This window comes from Sporosarcina sp. YIM B06819 (assembly GCF_033485175.1).
Lineage (GTDB): Bacteria > Bacillota > Bacilli > Bacillales_A > Planococcaceae > Sporosarcina.
The window spans coordinates 73,375-90,861 of sequence record NZ_JAWLIQ010000005.1 but is presented as its reverse complement, the minus strand read 5'-3'; the positions used below and the strand labels follow the sequence as shown (position 1 = coordinate 90,861).

The window sequence follows — 17,487 nt, the reverse complement described above, 5'->3', positions numbered from 1 at the left end:
AAATATTCCGTTTGTTAAAGTTTTAATAATGCGCTAAGGATATCCTTATCACTTACTTGAATACATTTGATAGGCTATAACCGTCCAGGCATCCTTATGATTTTTGTCCGTTTGTAGGGTCAATCACGCTACACTTTCTGCTGAAGGCTACTTCCATCCCTTATTTATGTGTGAAGGAAGCATTCTCCTTCATATATGCATAATCTTTAACTTTTACTGTTTCTTTCATTGCCTGTTGAAAGAGACACTGACATTGTTGGTTTTTAACCATCTCAAAAGAAATCAAGCCGTCAACTACTTCTATTCTTTTATCATCTTTTCCTTCTTCGCGAACGATTATCGATTGCTCTGATTTGAGTGTAAAGAGATTATCCGCTTTACATTTCACATCCAATGAATAAACTGCCATTCGATTCCACGATATGGATATTTCAAAGCCTCCGCGAGTACGAACGCCGGCTAATGAGCCTTTTACCCATGTCGATGGAATTGCTGGTAATAATTCAATATATCCTTTATGGGATTGGATTAGCATTTCAGTTACCCCTGCAGTAAAACCAAAGTTCCCATCAATTTGGAAAGGGGGGTGAGCGCCTAAGAGGTTGGGGTATAATCCTCCACCGATAAATACTTCTCTTTTCGCTTCCACAATTTTAAAGAGCTGATGAATTAACGAATTTACTCGCTCACCATCTTTCAATCGAGCCCACAGACAAATTTTCCATGCAAGACTCCAACCTGTCCCATCATCGCCGCGTTTATTTAACGTTTGTCTAGCAGCATCTAATAATGGTCCTTCTACTATTTGATTTCCTGGATAAACACCATATAAATGGGAGACATGTCGATGCTGTGGTTCTGCATCTTTATAATCAATCAACCATTCTTGTAATTGACCGTACTTCCCTATTTTCAAAGGGTGCAAGCGATTCCTGGCTTCATTTACTTGATGGATCCATTTCTCATCAATTCCCAAAACATCAGCCGCCTTGATACAATTAGTGAATAAATCCCAGATAATTTCAAGGTCCATCAGTGCACCCTTCGTAACTGAACCTTTCTGTCCATTATCTGCAATAAATTGATGTTCCGGAGAAGTTGACGGTGACGTAATGAGATAACCATTTGCATCTTCTACTAACCAATCCAAACAAAATTGGGCCGCACCTCTCATTAATGGAAATGCCTCTTCTAAAAGGAAATCCCTATTTTGTGTAAAGGTGTAATGCTCCCATAAATGTTGACATAACCAAGGACCTGACATTGGCCAAAACGCCCAGCTCGGATCTCCATGTCGATTATCACCAACTGGATCAGCATGTCGCCACAAATCTGTATTATGATGTGCAGTCCAGCCATTTAGCCCGTAACGCTCACTCACCATTTTCTCTCCATTTACTGACAACTCTTTTATCGCCATTAAAAAAGGACGGTGACATTCCGATAAATTCGTTACTTCAGCAAGCCAATAATTCATTTGCGCATTAATATTTAATGTATAATTTGAAGACCATGGTGCACGCGTTAAATCATTCCAAATCCCCTGTAAATTTGCAGGCTGTGTGCCTTCCCTTGAAGAAGCGATCATCAAGTAACGACCGTATTTGAATAGTAATTCAACCATCCCTAAGTCGAAAGCACCGTATTTCTTCACTCTTTCATCTGAATCAAGCAACTCTGCTCTCTTACTATCTCCCAATGAAAATTCAACACGATTGAAGAAATTTTGGTGATCTTTAATATGCTCTTCTTTCAACTTCTCATAAGATACACTCATAGCTTTTGAAAGAATGACATCATTTCGTCTAGTTAACTCTTCAAAATCGCTCCCCGGTAACTGATTGAAGCCATTAAAAGACGTAACAGTAGAAAAATAGATAACGGCTTTCGTCGCATTGTGAATGGAAAGCTTTCCATTCGTCGACTCCACTTGTCCATCTTCTAAAACAATGCCTATTCTACCCTCGAAATGGATTGCTTGTGTTGCACCAAATTCTCCATAGACAATTGGTTGCTCGTCCTCATGAAAATAGTTAGGCGCACATCTTTCAGGACAAATCCCTTGTATAATTAACTCTTTGTTTAAACTTGACATTCTGTTTTTTAATAAACTATCTACTGTAATCGATAGATTTAATTGTCTTGGGACCGAACTTGCCAATTGAATGGCCAATACTTGATGTGGATGTGAAATAAATGCTTCCCTCGTATATTTCACTTTACCAACTTTATATTTTACAGAGGATAATGCTTTTTCTATATCTAACGAACGTTCATATTTCAACGCTATATCTCCATGTAGATATTGAATCATTAGATTCCCTAATGGCATATACGATTGAGAATATGGTCCAAACATATCCTTCGTTTCGCTTATCGCTTCTTCATATTGCTTTTCATCGATAAGCTTCCTCACTCTTTGTAGGGATACTTTATTGTCGCGGTTTCCATTTTTCAAGGGAGGACCTGACCATAGCGTATCTTCATTTAATTGAAACCGTTCTACCTCAACCCCACCGAAATGCATTGCTCCAATTCTACCGTTCCCTAATGGTAAAGCTTCAGTCCATTCATTCGCAGCTTGCTTATATAATAATTTATTCATCTAAAACTCTCCCATTTTTCTCTCTTTATTTGCTAGTTATCTCAACATTGTACTTATCAAATTAAAAGCCCATCACTTTAAATGCGCATGTCTATTGAGGTAAGAGAAGAAACCAGAAGTAATCAGCCCCCAGCCAGTTGCCTCAATTTAAGTTCTCAAATCGATTAATAGCAACGATTTCCTCTAAAAGGTCCTTTTCAAGAAAGCTTCATTTCTTCTTTATCCCCTGGAATAGCATCAATAATATCTTGTTGACCATAGTTCCGTAAGCCATGTGTCTCTAAATTCTATTTACCTTTTACATCTTCTTGCTACTAATTTCCCTTCTTTATTATCAAATAAAAACGAATACACTTTAGTACAAGACTTCTGTGTATTCGTTATAATTATGGTTACTTATTTTTTTCAAAATCATATGCATTGTTATAAATTTCTAAATAACGATCGACTTGTAAATTTTTAAATCCATCAATATAGTTATTCCATTCTTTATCAATATTTTTTGAACCTGTAGCGAATTGCACCATGTTTTCTTCGATGTATTTATTAATATTAATTTGTAACAAGGCAACTTCTTCTGCATCTTCTGGAGCAACCCAAGCTGCTTTAGCATTAAATTGTTCTTTTGGTTCAAACCCATCATATTTTTTGGTAGCATTGAATAATCTTCGTTCATAGCCTTCTGGTGACCATTCATCCGTTGAAGTACCAATCGAGTCCCTAAAAGCCCTAGTCTGTAATATTGGACCTTTTTCTCCCCAGCCGTAATGAACTTTGTCTTCCTCTTTCATATTAGGATCTTGAGGGATAGGTACGTATTTTGCCTGTTTGCCATTTAAATCGATGTCCTCAGGACCACCCTTCTTCCAATGAACATTCTCTTTTCCATATGTCATTGCCAATGTACCTTCTTCAGAATACAAGTAATTTGCTAATTTCATTAATACTTCAGCTTTTTTGCCTTTCGCCTTATCAGTAATCCCGAAAGCAAAATTATTTACACTGCCATAATCAGATGATGTAAACTGCGCTCCGTCAGGTCCTTTTATAGGTGGCACAACATCGTAGTGTTTAGAGTGTTCGGAGTTTAAGTCTACACCGATTGCCGAGTGACCTGCTGAAAAAGCCCCGAGTTTCGCTTCACCATCAGGTGTCCCCAATTGTTTTAAAGCCTCTGCATTTTGAGTGAATGTACCTTGATCGATTAAACCTTCTTCGTATAATGATTGTACATACTTTAGTCCCTCTTTCCATTCAGGCTGCATCGCACCCAATGAGAGCTTGCCATCATTGACGTTTATATAATTACTTCCATTATTAGGTATAAAAGCTCCCATTAAAAATTGTATCGGGTTATCTCCTACCATCGTACTTTCTCCACTCAATGGAATTTCATCTTTTTTGCCATTTCCATTTGGATCGTCGTTCTTAAATGCTTGTAGCACTTGCTTAAATTCTTCACTTGTCGTTGGCATTTCTAATTTTAAATTTTGCAGCCACTCTGTATTAATCCACATTTTTCCGTATTTCGAACAATGGTAACATTCGCCTACGAGCGGCAATCCATATATATTACCATCTAAAGCTGTCATACCTTTTTCTAAATAAGGAATGTCTTTCATAGCCTTTTGAATATTTGGTGCATGGTCTTTAATGAGGTCATTTAATGGTAGGTAGACGCCTTCTTTACCATATTTCTGTGCTTCTACTTTCGAAATATTATCAATCCATGTTACTAACAAATAGGCATCTGGATAGTCACCACTCGCTAAAGACAATTGACGTTTTTCTTTTGCTGCATCTTGAGTGGCATACTCCCACTTAATTTTCATATTAAATTTCTCTTCAACCATTTTTGTAAATTCATTTTCGCTATAGTCGTTAGTATTGGAAAGCTTTGGTGTAAAAATTGTTACTTCGACTGGACCATTTGGATCTGACTCATCACTTGAAGTACTCTCTGATGATTGATTCTTACTCGGAACACATCCTGCTAAAAGCATGAATACCGATACTAATAGAGTAAGAGTTGTAAATACTCTCTTCTTCATTTAATCATCTCCCTTTTTAGATTAACGTTATATTTATATAGAAAATCACAACGTCCAATAGTTAAAATATAAGCATTCAATTCTTTAGCCTTTAACTGAACCGATTAACATTCCTTTGACAAAATGCTTCTGCACGAAAGGATATAGAACCAAAACTGGTATGCTCGAAACAACAATTAATGAGTATTTCATTAACTCTTTTAACCCTTGCATTTTCAACATTTCTTGAATATTCGCCGATGTGTCAGTGTTCAAAATCAAAATGCTTCTTAAGATGATTTGCAATGGAAACAGTTCTTCTGATTTCAAATAAATCAATGCATCAAAGTACATGTTCCATTTCATAACCGCATACATCAACACAAGTACAGCAATAATCGGCTTTGCTAATGGTAATACAACTTTAAATATAAAACCTATATCGCTACAGCCATCCATTTCACTTGCTTCTACTAATTCATCTGGAATAGTTGATTGGAAGAATGCTCGAGCAATAATAACTTGGAACACTGCTAGCGCTGAAGGTAGTAATAAAGCCCATATCGTATCAATTAAGTTTAAATTTTTTACAACTAGATACAACGGAATTAATCCACCATCAAATATCATCGTAAAAACAAGTAAAAACATGATTAATTTACTTCCATAAAACGTTTTTCTTGATAGAGGATAAGCTAGCATGATCGTGATACTTACACTAATGAATGTCCCTACAACCGTATAGAACAATGAATTCGAGAACCCTTGAATAATTTGAGGGTTCTTAAATATTGAGGTATACCCTAAAATTGTCGGATTTACAGGGAGTAGCCAAACTCTGCCGGATGTCACGGCTGATGGACTACTGAATGAAGCACTCACAATATAAATAAGAGGGTAAAGCACGGCTAATAAAACGAGAACTAAGAACACGTAAATTGCTCCAACAAATATGCGATCGATCATAGAATCTTTTATTCTTGTATTGGCCATTGTTTTCATGGGCTTCCCTCCTACCATAAGCTTGATGACGAGAATTTTTTTGAGATTGTATTAGCTGAAATAATTAATATGAAGTTAACAATTGAGTTAAATAAACCAACGGCTGATGCAAAACTAAAATTCGCACCAAGCAACCCTATTTTATAGACATAGGTTGAGATAACTTCAGATGAATTAATATTTAATGGGTTTTGCAAAAGATAGATTTTTTCAAATCCTAACGACATAATAGTCCCAATATTCAGTATCAATAAAACGATAATGATTGGAAGTATTCCCGGAATATCGACATTTATAATCTTTTGAAGTCGATTCGCCCCATCTACCTTAGCAGCTTCATATAATTGTGTATCTACACCTGCTAGAGCAGCTAAATAAATAATCGTCGCGTACCCGGCGTTTTGCCAAACATCTGACCACACATAAATCGATTTGAAATAAGATGGATTCCCTAAAAAATTGTTGGCTTCAATTCCGAACAAACCTAGAATATTATTCAAAAGGCCAGCGGATGGTGATAAGAATAAGATAATGATCGACACCATAATTACAGTTGAAATAAAGTAAGGTGCATAAGTAAGCGTTTGTGCAAATTTTTTGAAGCGAGCATTTTGGACTTCATTTAATGCTAATGCCAAAATGATTGGACATATAAACCCAACGATTAGTCCATAAATACTTAAACCAAGTGTATTTTTTATTAATAAAGCAAAATTCGGGCTATTAAAGAAGTATTCGAAATACTTCAATCCTACCCAGTCACTTCCAGCAATCCCTTTTACCACACTGTAATCCTTGAAAGCGATTACAACCCCAGCCATCGGAACATATTTAAATGTAATTAGGAAAACTAAAGGGATAAAAATGAGAAGATGCAATTGCCAGTGCTTTTTAATTTTTTTTAATGTGGCCGATTTATTCAATAGAACTAGATTCTTACCATTTATGCTTTTCGAATTTGGTTGATTACTCATTGCTGTTTTTGTACTCATACAACTCCTCCTTTTTTAAAGCGTTTTCAATCAATAGAGATTAAAAATTTTGAAACCGGTTTACCAACTTTTTGTTTCACACCTATTTGATTGATTCATCTTTATTACCGATATCGTAACACTTCTAAAAAAAATAGAAAGAGCCATATTTTCTTTACACGTACAACAAAGAAACCCTTTAACAGCAAAGGTTTCTTCAGTATTATTCTATCTAAACGTACAATAAAATTGCATGGTACAGTTGGTTGAATATAATGAAACATGCAAATTTTAAGTCTATTTAATGATTATTTATTCAAAAAGAATTCTTCATCATGCTTTTATAATCTCTTGGAGTTGAACCTACATTACGTTTGAATGCACGTCTAAAAGCATGAGCACTGTTATACCCTGATTGCAAAGCAATGTCCTCTATCGATTCTTCAGTTTGAATCAATTTTGATTTCGCAAAGTTTATTCGTACTTCTTCAATATAATCTGAAATATTCATACCGACATGCTCTTTAAATATGGACGAAACCATTTTCTCTGGAAAACCAATAGCTTTTGACATTTTGTAAATCGTAAAATCAGGATCTTTAAAATTCTTTTTTATATATACTTTCATGTTATCAATAACTTGTTGCCCACTTACAATCTTTCTTTCAGATATACACTGCGAAATTTCCACTATAATCTGTCTAATTTGCTCAATATCTTTTGTAAAGACACTCTTCCTTGCATTCAGCTCCTCCATCCGATCGTATATTTCATCTACCATTACTTTTTTTAACTCTGTATTTTTCGAAAGAATTCTCAGAATTGTTCCAGTTAAAGATGTAAATAATTGAATACCTGTCTGATTCGTTAATTCCCTTTTTAGGGCATTTTCCGAAAATAATTTATCAAGCAACTCTTTTACTTCATCTGTTTCTCCGTTCATTACTGCATTTATCAAACGAAGTTCAATTTCAATCGGATAGTAATAATCATTATTTCTTTCTTCGTATTGATTCACATATATATATAAAGCAGCTTCGTGGTCAATTGATTGAAAAAGCGGTAAACTCATCTTTGCTTCCTCAAAAGACTTGTAAATATCCGAAAATTGTTCAAACGGCCGCCCGAACCCGATATTCACTTTTAAGCTATAATTCTCTTCTAATCTCTTAATCAGCAATTCGAGAGCCTCTTTCACCTTTTTTTCCTCATGATGAGTGATTTTTTTGTAATAAGAGAAAAGAAATACTACTTTATCCACATCTAAATTGTATTGTAGGGCTTCTCCTCGAAAGATGTCAGTTAATTCATTTTGAATGAAGAGTTGTGCTACATTCATTTCATCTAGCATGTTCTTATCGATTGCATTCATCACATGGACAATTTGCACGATACCAACATAACCAAAGGCTCCTTTTATTGGCAAATTTGCTTGTTCAATTAATATTATCGCTTCTTTTGAAGTGGAATACTCACCTGAGACTAGTTTCCTTAGAACCGTATCTTGCAGAATGGGGCGCTGATTTTGGATTTGATTCCTCAGTCGATCATTATTCTCTAGCATTTCTTCTATATTGGTATGCAAATAATCATAAGGATCACTTACCTTTTTTGTTTCTGAAAGGGGAATAATTCTTAAGAGACGATTAAGTGGAATACTATGCTGATAAGAAAAAAGAATGGCAATACATAATCCAATGACTATTGTCGTAATTGCAATTAGAAATGCAATTGTTTGGATATATTTAATATCTTCCGCCAATTTCTCTTTAGAGATAATAGCTACATATGTCCATTCATTAAGGTTAGATTTTGATTTAATATACATGAATTTCTTATTACTTTCATTAATCATTCGTTTATTTGAAGTCTTATCATAAGAAATCATACTTTTGTCTATATTATCGCTAACCATTATGTTACCTTCTTCATCAAGAATAAAAGCTGATCCATCGTATTGTGACGAAATTCTATTTAATATAGATGCGATTTCTTTCTCTTTTATCATCACAACTATGTTTGCTTTTTGGCTTTTTGTAGTATTAAATGGAATTGATTGAACATACGTAATGATCGATTCTGACTTATTCCCTATATTCACTTTGTTTGAAGGTATATATAAACGCGTATGGTAGGTTTGATTAATATCTTTCATCCAATCATTATAGTTTAGTCCATCGTAACGATGGCTTTTATAAAAGTCATCTGTACGAACGTAGGTTGACTCCGGGGATATAATTGTATCAATTTGATTAAAATATATATAAAAGTCCTGGTAAATTGTGTTCGTATACTGATAATTTTTTATACTATTAAGAACCTTATATGTGTCATATACAGTATTCTTATCCTGGTTAGACTTTCTATTCATCAATTCATTAATTTCGGGATTTAAAGATAGTTGGTAGACGAATGTTTCCAATTCCTCATTTTTTCTATCGATAATGTCCCTCGTTTGATTCAACAAGTTTTTACTCTTCTGCGTTGCATTTTCATTGATTTCAAAAATACTTACTTGATAAACGATAAAACTTGTTACTAGTGGAATAACAAGAATCAATATATATGATAGAAATAACTTTCTGAAAATAGTTACTTTCTCAAAGGAATTAAACATATTAAACACCTCTCCCTTTCTATATAGTAGTATTCAAATACATCTAATAGACATATTATTACATATATAATCAGTATTTTGAACTACCTACCTATCACCTATGTTATCGCTAACAACTTATCCGTTTTTTTATCGAGTGTAATTATTTTTCAACCTAATAGCTGAGTCAATTTCATAATAGAACAATCGGCTCAACATCCGAAAAAGGGTTTATTTCTACTCCAGGCGGACGCTTTCCGCGAGCATGGCTTATCCACTACTCTCAACGCTTCGCTTTTGTTCGCAAAAGCCGTTCTTCGTGACGGCTTTCGCTGGAGTCACCGCCTTGGGCTCAAAACAACATTAGTTGAACGTCATATTAACGTACATTTAAATTAGCGAATTTGTAATCGTTCGTCTTTCTAATCAAAATAGGTAATTATGGAATAGATTAAACTTGTTGAATATCCTGAATTTATAAATCGCACTTTTTATTTATGTACTCGCTCTCAAATACTTTAAAACACACAAAATTCGCCAAAACAAAAGTCTATCAAAATAAAGATTTCTTTGTATATTTTCTGTTTTCATTCATTGAAAAAGTTGACGAATTCTTTTACCTTGTCCAACCGTTCCGTATTTGCCATGACAACAAATAGAAGGGGTTCGCTTTTTGTAACAATAGAAGATAGATAAGGGACGTTTGAGACATCTATTCCGGTTATTGTTCCAGGATCTTTAACCGAAGGATATTTTCTCGTTTTCCAATCATCGAATACATGAAAATTACTCAAATCATACAAATTACCATCTTCATTAAATTGTTGAAAGACATCTTTATCTACAAGTAGAACATCCACTTCTTTTCCTGCTATTTCAGCTGCGAGCTTTTGGATTGTTAATAAAGAATCGGGATTGTTTGAGACATCGCTCATATTGATTGCTCTAATAGAAAGCATCTCTTTATCATTTTTAATTAATGATTTTTCTAGCTCTATCTGTAATCCTTTTGTTTGTTCGCTCGTAATATCTGCTTTAACAACGCGAACAGATAAAATTTCTATTGGTTGATTCGTAAAAGTAATGATTGCCATTACAAGGAAGAAAGCAATAACAATCGCTCCAATTACATGAAATGAATAATATTCAATTATATGCTCTAATTTTTGTTTAAACGTTAGCGATTGAAGTTGTTCCTTTAACTTTTTCAAAAAACTCTCTCCTTTTTTGCTTGAATATATCATATAAATGAATTAATTTCATAATAGATCTAACAACTTCATAATACGAACAAGGTTGATTTTCGCTTCAGGCGGACGCTTTCCGATGGCACGGCTTCAGCCGCTTCCCTCACTCCGTTCAGTCCAGGGTCTTCAGCTTGAGCTGTTCCCGCAAGAGTCGATGCCTTACTCTACATTCAAAGAAAGTAGTCACAAATGATACTAACAATAAACCGATTAGGTCGAAAAGTGTTCGTCTTTTTATATGATATTGGTAGTTATGAAATTGATTCAAATAATCCACTATTTAAAATGCTTACACTTCAAATGAATATTAAGTTCAAAAATACTCTTTGCAATTTATTAAATCATCATAATCTATTTCTTTTCGGACCTATTATGAAGATGTCTTCACAATAGAATTATTGGGGTTGTACGGTATTTCTCTTTAATATTTATTCTCATTTTCATATAAACTAAAATTGTTTCAGTAACTTTCTCTAATACCGCTATTGTCTGCCATCACTATAACTCTAATTTCATTGTATGTATACTTAGTTTTTGCTACACTATTGTTACTTATCAGATATTATAATTCTTTTTATATGGGGTGTTAAAAATTTTTAGTATAGACGGAGTTTTGTATCGCTTAGGAATGTGGTTATACCATTTCATGTATTTAAATATCTTATTTATCATTAGCTGTATTCCCATTATTACGATTTTCCCAGCAATTGCAGCACTTTTTGGGGTAGTTAGACAATGGAAAATAAATAAAGAAGTAGCAATTTTTTCTCAGTTCAAGAAAATGTTTATTGAAAATTGGAAGCAAAGCTACCTTGTCGGTACTCTATTCACTGTAATCAGTTTATTACTAACAGTTAACTTCTTATTTTTATCTCAAATGACTTCACCATACAAAACAATTATTTATGTCGCTACTTATCTTGTTAGCTTCATGCTTGTCCTATCATTCTTAAGCATTTACCCACTTATGGTCAACATGACCACAACATTCAAACGTTTATGCATTTCTAGTCTCCAAGTCGGTCTATACAAAATTAATTTAACTATCTTTGGTATGATAGTTCTTGGTGCATGGACGATACTTTCATTGCGATTCTCATTCTTGATTCTCTTTTTCTTTTTCAGCGTTTCTGCTTATCTTATTTACTGGATCGCCGATCTTAAATTCACAAAGTTAATTCCACAGGATACTTTTGAAAATTAGTGAAAATCGAGCCCGTCATGGAAATTGTCGATAATTTGGTCAAAGCGACGCATGTTATTCTAGAAGCCGTAAAATTGTTTGAAGAACGTGCATAACTAGGGGGCAATGAGTATGAAGGAAATTTGGATTGGAGTCCTTTCCTCGGTATTTTTTGCAGTGACATTCATTTTAAACAGATCGATGGAATTATCGGGGGGGAGCTGGCTTTGGAGCTCCTCTCTCCGTTATTTCTTTATGGTGCCGTTTTTAATCGCCATTGTGGCTTATCGTAAAGGGCTTGGTGATGTGAAGAAAGAAATGGTGTCGAAGCCCGCTCCGTTTTTCATGTGGAGCGTAACGGCTTTTGTACTGTTTTATGCACCGCTTACTTACGCGGCCGCTTATAGTCCTGGCTGGCTGCTAGCTGGCACATGGCAATTAACGATTGTGGCAGGTGTACTGCTTGCTCCATTTTTCACACTGATTGTGAACACAGCAAATGGGGAAACAAAAATCCGGCAGAAAATTCCACTGGTGTCACTTGGCATTACACTCATCATTTTTGCCGGTGTCGTAGTCATTCAAATTCCACACGCGCAAAGCGTTGAAATACGGACGCTTGCGCTTGGCATTATACCTGTCATTTTGGCCGCATTCGCCTATCCACTTGGCAATCGCAAAATGATGGAATTGCTCGGCGGTAGACTCGATACTTTCCAACGTGTACTCGGCATGACACTTATGACCATACCTGTCTGGATTGGCTTTGCCACCTACGCATTCTTGACGGTTGGACCACCTTCCATGAGTCAGCTCATTCAATCGTTCATTGTCGGGGTCAGTTCCGGTGTCATTGCGACCACATTATTTTTCATGGCAACCGACCGAGTACGCGGTGACCAAGGGAAGCTTGCGGCCGTGGAAGCTACACAGTCCACGCAACTCATTTTTGTAATGCTTGGTGAAATGATGATTCTTGGCATTGCGCTTCCGGGTGCGCTGTCTCTTGTAGGAATTGCTGTCATCATTGTTGGCATGGCGTTGCATAGCTTGCAGACTGCCTTGGTCAAGAAGAAACAACATATGAAAGGCTGTTCCTGAAGTCGGATTTTTTCCGATAGACAGGAACAGCCTTTATTAATGGGGTAATTTTGTTTGGTCGACAATCACTCAACGCTCATATTTACCAATCGTTTCGACCGCTTTCTCTGTGATTGAGGTATCAATCGCTTTGTTTAAATCTACATCTCCGAGGATAGCCCCATTCGCTTTATACATATCATATTGCTTCTTAATATCATCAACGAACATCTTTCCATCCGGGTCAAGTCCCGTAACGTTTACTTTATCCCATAGCGCCGGGTCTTTTAACGCTGTATGCTTCGTCATGATGTCAACCACTTCGTCCTTACCAATGTCTTTAATAAAGGCATCGTTATAATCACGAACACCTTTCAAGTAGGCAGACATGAACCGCAGTGAAACATCCTGCTCTTCAGACATGAATTGAGGAGAGCCGAGCACCATTGCAATTTGAGATTCAGGCGCATAATCTGTCGTATCTCCAAATCGAACGTGAATGCCTTTGTCTACACCTTGTGCAATAAGCGGCTCGATATTCAGCGCTGCATCGATTGTTCCCGCATCAATTGCACCTAGCATACTACCGAAGTCCCCCAGCAGCACGAACTCGACGTCGTCTCCTGTCAAACCGGCATGTTTAAGCATTTCCTCATAAATATAGCCATCAATCGAATTGCGTGACGATACCGCAATTTTCTTGCCTTTAAAATCAGGATAATCTTTTATGACATCGACCATATGATTACCGATAACAAATGTGAAATACGATTTGCCAGGCACGTTATGTCCTTTGTCCGCAATAATTTTAACATCAATTCCTTGTGCAATTGCATTGAAGAACGACGCCGTTGAAACGCCACCCGCAATATCAACTTCTCCCGCCGCTAACGCCGGTAACATATCATCACTGTTTGCGAATTGTGCAAACTCTACTTCAATATTGTAGTCCTCAAAATACCCTTTTTCTTTTGCGATATAAAAGCCTGCACCCGATGCCGCACCATCTTCTGCAATGATAACTTTTACTCGTTTGTCGAGTGGCGCCAAATCACCAGAAGGATAGTCCTTGGCCACTGCATCCGGTGCCTTATCTTCCGGCGCTGGCTTCACTGTTTCTTTTGGAGAACAAGCCCCAACAACTAAAGCCACCGCGAATAACGCCATTAACCATCCGCTCTTCATCCACTTCGCCATGGAATCTCTCCTTTTCATTGATCTTCTCTCCTAGACCGTTGCACTTCTTCTTGCAGGTGTTTCCATACTTCTACAAACTGTGCGGCCATCAATGGATTTTCCCGGATATCCTCCATTTTTCGCGGACGCGGCATCTCGACTTTGATTTCCCGAATAATTCTTCCAGGCTGTGAACTCATAAGTAAAATACGGTCACTTAGCAATAACGCTTCATCAATACTATGCGTAATGAAAAGAACCGTTTTGCCCGTTTCTGACCAGATAGATAACAATTCCTCCTGCAAAATGAATTTGTTCTGTTCATCGAGCGCAGCAAATGGTTCATCCATCAACAAAATTTCTGGGTCGTTGGCAAACGCCCTCGCAATACTCACGCGTTGCTTCATGCCCCCTGACAGCTCTTTCGGATAAAGGGCAGAAAACTTGTCGAGGCCTGTTTTTTTCAAATAATACGCTGTTCGTTCTTTGATGATTTCCTTCGGCATATGACGCATTTTAAGGCCAAACGCAACATTCTCCTCCACCGTGAGCCACGGAATGATGCCCCTTTCTTGAAACACCATCGACTGAAGAGGACGATCCTCCCCATCAGTTGCAATGATGAATTCTCCAATACTCGGATGTTCAAGTCCTGCTAAAATACGCAAAAGTGTTGTTTTCCCACAGCCACTCGGGCCTACAAGGCAGACAAATTCTCCGTCCTCAATTGTTAAATTAATATCATCCAGCGCCGTAACACTCGCTTGTTTTTTATAAAATGCCTTGGTCAAATTACGGATAATAATTTTGTTTTTCTTTCCCATCTGTTCACCTCCACGGTAACATCTTCTTCTGAATTCCTCGGAGCACTAGCGAGAACAGATAACCGAAAAATGAAATGAGGATGAGACCCACGTACATTTCTTGGAGTAGGAACGCTTTGTACGAAGTCCAAATGAGATAACCAATTCCGGATGTAGCCCCCATCATTTCAGCAGCTACAATTGTAAGAAGCGCAATCGCCTGCCCCATCTGAATGCCCTCCAGCATAACCGGCATGGCACCTGGCAAAGCAATTTTAAAGAAGAAATTCGCTCTTCCTGCCCCATAATTTTTCGCTACATCCAAGTAGATGGAATCAATATTAATGACGCCGGCAACCGTATTGATTACGACAGGAAAAAAGACACTTCCTGCAATGGTCACAACTTTCGACAAGTCCCCAATCCCGAAAAGAATGATAATAATCGGTAGCAAAGCCAGTGTAGGGATTGGCATCAACGCCATCACAATTGGGGAAATAAAATGCCTAATTGGCGAATAAAGCCCCATCAACAAACCAACGATAACACCCGGTATCACGCCGAGCAGGAATCCAACGAATATTCGATACAATGACACACCAATATGCTTAGCCATTTCACCACTAGCTATCATCTCGACAAACGTGCTGACGATGGCGGATGGGGGCGGGAAAAAGCGAATATCCAGTATTCCCGTCCTCGACATGAATTCCCATAATAACAACAGGAATACCGGCGAAGCGATTGTTAACATCTGTTTAAGCCGTTCCTTCGTTTGCCTTTGCTTCCATTCACGCTGTTCGATTTCATGCGGATTATAGCGCACAGCCTTGTCATCTTCTTTCACCGTTCACCACCTCTTCATTCAAATAGTATGTGTCTGCCTAAAAAAGTGTGTTGGGCAAGCGCGGAGAAACGGCTATCTTTGGAACTTTTGAAATAAAAAAATCCATGGAGCTTAGATTCCCCATGGATTTCAATTAATGCTAGTTATCCCCGCCAAGCGCTCATACCGCCCGTCACGTTTAAGACTGTTGTAAACCCGGCCTTCTTCAACATTTTTGCCGCTCGCGCACTACGCATACCACTTTGACAAATGATGACAGTTTCTTTCGATTGATCGAGACTGCCCAGTTGTGATTCGAGTGTATTCAACGGCATATTTTTAAATTCTTTCAGATGGCGACCTTTGTATTCACCAGGCGTTCGTACATCGATGAACTGCTTTGTTTTATCCTGAAGCATTGTTTTCAAATCCTCTGTCGATATGTTGCGCACGCCTTTCGCAGGCATCATTCGCCAAACAAAAAATCCCGTAATAAGTACAAATAAAATCCATTCCATTGTCGTTTCCCCCTCAGTTAACTTCACTCGAAATATACCATTAGGGGTATAATAAAACAATACATCTGCTTTCTAGAATGCTTTCTATTCAAAACTACAAACCGGACTGAACTCTCGATCAACTTGTCGTTTCAATTATCCGAACATATAATAAAGACATGACAAACTTAACCGCGGACCAACTCAGACAATTAAATATGTACAGCATCTATACGGAAACGCCTGAACGAAAATTATTCACACTCGAAACACTTCTTGATACCGATAAAATCGAAGATACATTAAATATTATCCAGGCAGTGAGCGGCAGCCCAAACCAAACAGTCGCCGCTTCGTACTTCATGCGCCGCCTCGGCATGTTCGTCGCTATGCAATTTACCAATCTAGCAACGTACGATGAAGTATGGGATGGAGAGAAAGACCGTCTTGCCTTCGGCGCAAAAGAAGAATACAAAAAGTTAGCTATTAGCACATTTGCCTTCGCAGAAGATTGGCGTTATGTAGAAGACAACGAACGCCGTGATGTTATCCGCCGCATTTTAGTCGAACAATGCAGCGCTGTTATCAAGCAACTTCGCACCGTCGCATCTGTATCCCCGCTAACCTTATGGGAAAATATTTTTGGCTTTCTTCTCTGGCAATACCATGTATTGCTGTCGAACACTGGTACCGCTGAAGAAGCCCGCGCCGATCTAGACATGCTACTAGACGACGCCCTATGGGAAAGCATCGCACCCCGCTCTTTATTTGCCAGCTATTTAAAAGGATGTGAGCCATCTGCACTGCTCAATACCGAAGTCCGAACAACATGTTGCTTCTCGAAAGATGTTCCTGGCCTCATCCAATGTGGATTTTGTCCGTTGAAATAAAATCATTTCCCTCGATAACCTGTATACCAGACCTTCAACGAATAAATCGTCCCACTCGCCGCACCACCATAGAAAAATCCCATAAAAATACCGGCGGGTAAATTACCATTGTGGCTTATGAAAATGGATAGGATAAGTCCAATGATTGTAGCAGCTGTTGAAAACCAACTTTCAGGGAGTTTGAATAAGACTCACAACAGCAAGATGCCCAGAAGAATAGTAGGTATCGCCCATAATGCATCCCAAATGTTTGTATGGATTAAAGGAAATTCATTCCACATGACATCAGTCCTTTTTTCAATAGCTTGGTCAGTTTGTGGGTGGTTTCATACCTTTCGAGATGCTGAAGGTGCTCTGCAATCTAATTTAATAAATAGTTTCCCTGCACATGAGCATTTAAATCGCCACCTACATACAACTCAGGGTAATTTTTACAATATAGCATATATGCATCGTTTTCTTTACTATAACAATGAATTGATATTCTCTAGTAAAAAACCTCGAAAAATGAGGGATTGCCAAAATAGCTCGTTTTCCCTATTTTGGTATTCATTAAAACTGAACTTTAAGTTCACTATAAA

Annotated in this window: 13 protein-coding genes; 3 read left to right on the top strand and 10 right to left on the bottom strand. The window is 37.3% G+C overall.

All coding sequences use genetic code 11. The features are described 5' to 3' along the window. Positions 1 to 160: 160 nt before the first annotated feature. From R2B72_RS03220 to R2B72_RS03195, 6 genes are all read right to left on the bottom strand, one after another. Positions 161 to 2,605 carry a glycoside hydrolase family 95 protein gene (locus tag R2B72_RS03220; protein ID WP_318614778.1) on the bottom strand — a complete coding sequence of 815 codons (2,445 nt, stop codon included), beginning with the start codon at positions 2,603 to 2,605 and terminating at the stop codon, positions 161 to 163. Between the two features lie 392 nt (positions 2,606 to 2,997). Next, the gene (locus tag R2B72_RS03215; RefSeq protein WP_318614777.1) at positions 2,998 to 4,656 is read right to left on the bottom strand and encodes an extracellular solute-binding protein; all 1,659 of its coding nucleotides are present in this window, start codon (positions 4,654 to 4,656) and stop codon (positions 2,998 to 3,000) included. Between the two features lie 84 nt (positions 4,657 to 4,740). Then, on the bottom strand, positions 4,741 to 5,628 hold the full coding sequence (locus tag R2B72_RS03210) for a carbohydrate ABC transporter permease (RefSeq protein WP_318614964.1): 888 nt from the start codon (positions 5,626 to 5,628) through the stop codon (positions 4,741 to 4,743). Between the two features lie 20 nt (positions 5,629 to 5,648). After that, positions 5,649 to 6,629: an ABC transporter permease gene (locus R2B72_RS03205; protein ID WP_318614776.1), complete on the bottom strand. Its 981-nt coding sequence runs from the start codon at positions 6,627 to 6,629 to the stop codon at positions 5,649 to 5,651. Positions 6,630 to 6,924: 295 nt separating this feature from the next. Then, positions 6,925 to 9,225 (bottom strand): helix-turn-helix domain-containing protein, encoded by a 2,301-nt coding sequence (locus tag R2B72_RS03200; protein ID WP_318614775.1) that lies wholly within the window; start codon positions 9,223 to 9,225, stop codon positions 6,925 to 6,927. 566 nt (positions 9,226 to 9,791) lie between these two features. Further along, positions 9,792 to 10,415 (bottom strand): hypothetical protein, encoded by a 624-nt coding sequence (locus R2B72_RS03195; RefSeq protein ID WP_318614774.1) that lies wholly within the window; start codon positions 10,413 to 10,415, stop codon positions 9,792 to 9,794. Between the two features lie 664 nt (positions 10,416 to 11,079). On the opposite strand from R2B72_RS03195, the gene R2B72_RS18615 reads away from it, so the two are divergent. Then, the gene (locus tag R2B72_RS18615; RefSeq protein WP_412177791.1) at positions 11,080 to 11,655 is read left to right on the top strand and encodes a DUF624 domain-containing protein; all 576 of its coding nucleotides are present in this window, start codon (positions 11,080 to 11,082) and stop codon (positions 11,653 to 11,655) included. A gap of 111 nt (positions 11,656 to 11,766) precedes the next feature. Further along, positions 11,767 to 12,735 (top strand): multidrug resistance efflux transporter family protein, encoded by a 969-nt coding sequence (locus tag R2B72_RS03190; protein WP_318614773.1) that lies wholly within the window; start codon positions 11,767 to 11,769, stop codon positions 12,733 to 12,735. A gap of 69 nt (positions 12,736 to 12,804) precedes the next feature. On the opposite strand, the gene R2B72_RS03185 is transcribed toward R2B72_RS03190, so the two are convergent. The 4 genes from R2B72_RS03185 to R2B72_RS03170 form a co-directional block, all read right to left on the bottom strand. Continuing rightward, the gene (locus R2B72_RS03185) at positions 12,805 to 13,899 is read right to left on the bottom strand and encodes an ABC transporter substrate-binding protein (RefSeq protein WP_412177790.1); all 1,095 of its coding nucleotides are present in this window, start codon (positions 13,897 to 13,899) and stop codon (positions 12,805 to 12,807) included. 26 nt (positions 13,900 to 13,925) lie between these two features. After that, the gene (locus R2B72_RS03180) at positions 13,926 to 14,714 is read right to left on the bottom strand and encodes an ABC transporter ATP-binding protein (protein WP_318614771.1); all 789 of its coding nucleotides are present in this window, start codon (positions 14,712 to 14,714) and stop codon (positions 13,926 to 13,928) included. Positions 14,715 to 14,718: 4 nt separating this feature from the next. Next, positions 14,719 to 15,447 (bottom strand): ABC transporter permease, encoded by a 729-nt coding sequence (locus R2B72_RS03175; RefSeq protein WP_318614963.1) that lies wholly within the window; start codon positions 15,445 to 15,447, stop codon positions 14,719 to 14,721. Positions 15,448 to 15,683: 236 nt separating this feature from the next. Continuing rightward, complete coding sequence (locus R2B72_RS03170; protein ID WP_318614770.1) at positions 15,684 to 16,037, bottom strand: rhodanese-like domain-containing protein; 354 nt, start codon at positions 16,035 to 16,037, stop codon at positions 15,684 to 15,686. A 197-nt stretch (positions 16,038 to 16,234) separates the two neighbouring features. Here R2B72_RS03170 and R2B72_RS03165 point away from each other — a divergent pair, with 197 nt between their 5' ends. Continuing rightward, on the top strand, positions 16,235 to 16,906 hold the full coding sequence (locus R2B72_RS03165; RefSeq protein ID WP_318614769.1) for a hypothetical protein: 672 nt from the start codon (positions 16,235 to 16,237) through the stop codon (positions 16,904 to 16,906). The last annotated feature ends 581 nt before the right edge of the window (positions 16,907 to 17,487 follow it).